Origin of the sequence: Emticicia sp., assembly GCF_049241225.1 — a bacterium.
Classification (GTDB): domain Bacteria; phylum Bacteroidota; class Bacteroidia; order Cytophagales; family Spirosomataceae; genus Emticicia.
In genome coordinates, this window is the sequence record NZ_JBMLRC010000451.1 from 1 (window position 1) to 2,015 (window position 2,015).

Consider the following 2,015-nt stretch of genomic DNA (forward strand, 5'->3'; position numbering starts at 1 on the left):
ATTCAAAATGGTCGTCAAAAACCGTGGAACGTAAAAATCTGGGGAGTTGGCAATGAAGCTTGGGGTTGTGGCGGAAACATGACGCCCGAATATTACGCAAATATTTATCGCCAATATGCCACTTTTATGAAAGATATTACTCCAGAATCTAAACTTTACAAAGTGGCTTCGGGTGCAAGTAGCGATGATTTCAATTGGACAGAAACCTTGATGAAAAACATTCCGCACAATATGATGTCGGCTTTGGCATTGCACCATTATTCGGTGTTGAGTTGGAAAGATACCAAAGGTCCATCGGTTGGGTTCAACGAAGCAACTTACTTCAAAACCATGGAAGAAGCTTGGAAAATGGAAGAATTCGTAACCAAGCACAGCACCATCATGGACAAATATGACCCAGAGAAAAAAGTAGATTTGATTGTGGACGAATGGGGTGGCTGGTACGAAACCGACGCAGAAGGGAAAGGTGCTTTATATCAACAAAATACGATGCGTGATGCCATGATTGCGGGTCTTACACTTAACATTTTCAATAATCACGCTGACCGTGTTCGTGGAGCAAATTTGGCTCAAATCGTCAATGTTTTGCAAGCAGTTATTCTTACAAACGAAGAAAAAATGTTGCTTACACCAACTTTTCACGTCATGAAAATGTATAATGTGCATCAAGATGCAACGCTCGTGCCGATGAGCATTGAGTCGCCAACGTATGAGTTTAATGGCAAAAAACTGACAGCAGTGAATTCGTCGGCATCAAAAGACGCTTCTGGAGCTTTGAATATTTCATTGACAAACATTGACTATCGCAAATCTCACGAAGTTACAATCAATTTGAGAGGAGAAGATTTCTCAAAGGTTTCGGGGCAAATCCTATCATCTGCCAACATCAGCGACCACAATACTTTTGAGCAACCAAACAAGGTTTCAATAAAAGATTTTGCTGGTGCGAAACTCGAAAAAGGTGTTTTGAAACTCACAATTCCTGCTTACTCGGTAATTGTTTTGAAAGTTACGAAGTAATAAATATTAAAATTTTTCTTTAATTTATATGATATTTCAAAATTGTGTTATATTTACACAATTTAAAAAAACACCATTAGTATTGTAGATTAATTTAGGTTAAAGATGAGTTAATTCGAGAAAATCATTGATTTTCTCGAATTTTATTCAATTTAAAGAATAGGAATTATGATATTTGTACAAATTTGTGCAAAACATTAAAAAATGAACAGATACCCTCATTCTACCAGAATACTTGTTGCTCTTGATTGTATTGTTTTTGGCTTTGATGGCGAAGCTCTTAAACTACTTTTGATAAAAAGAAATTTTGAACCAGAACAAGGAAAATGGTCATTGATGGGCGGTTTTTTAGAAGCAGAAGAAGACCTCGAGGTAGCGGCAAACCGTATTCTATATGATTTGACAGGCCTGAAAGATATTTATTTTGAAGAAATTAAGACTTTCGGGAAAGTAAACCGTGACCCCGTAGAACGTACGCTTTCGATTTGCTTTTTTGCATTGATCAATATTCATGCCCACAACCAAGATTCGGCTAAAGCTCAAAATGCTTACTGGATTGATTTAAAAAACAGACCAAATCTGATTTTCGACCATAATCAAATGGTTGATTTGGCTCTCGAAGAACTTCGCTACAAAGCCGCTTTGCATCCGATTGGTTTTGAACTTTTACCAGAAAAATTTACTATTCCACAACTGCAAAAACTTTATGAAGCCATTTATGATTCGCCACTTGACCGACGAAATTTTAGTCGAAAAATTCTATCAACCAATTTGTTGATTGATACGGGCGAAAAAAACCAGAATTCAACAACCAAAAAAGCCATACTTTATCAACTCGATAAAGAAAAATATCAAAGTCAATTTAACGCCTTTCATTATTTTATTTCTGATTCAATGAGATAAAATAAGTAGATATAGGTAATTATTGCTCAAATTACCTTATCATTACGAATGATTTTTTTGCTATAAATAAATTGTGTCAAAAATACACATAA

Annotated in this window: 2 protein-coding genes; both read left to right on the top strand. The window is 35.6% G+C overall.

Annotation, left to right across the window (positions count from 1 at the left end; genetic code table 11):
- On the top strand, positions 1-1,020 hold a 1,020-nt coding region (locus tag ACOVO2_RS23210), incomplete at its 5' end, for an alpha-N-arabinofuranosidase (protein ID WP_421772260.1).
- A gap of 204 nt (positions 1,021-1,224) precedes the next feature.
- Positions 1,225-1,923, top strand: a complete 699-nt coding sequence (locus ACOVO2_RS23215; RefSeq protein WP_421772261.1) for an NUDIX hydrolase — start codon at positions 1,225-1,227, stop codon at positions 1,921-1,923.
- The last annotated feature ends 92 nt before the right edge of the window (positions 1,924-2,015 follow it).

Excerpts from the sequence above, each read along its gene's own strand:
- ACOVO2_RS23215 (WP_421772261.1), top strand. The coding sequence starts at position 1,225 with ATGAACAGATACCCTCATTCTACCAGAATACTTGTTGCTCTTGATTGT.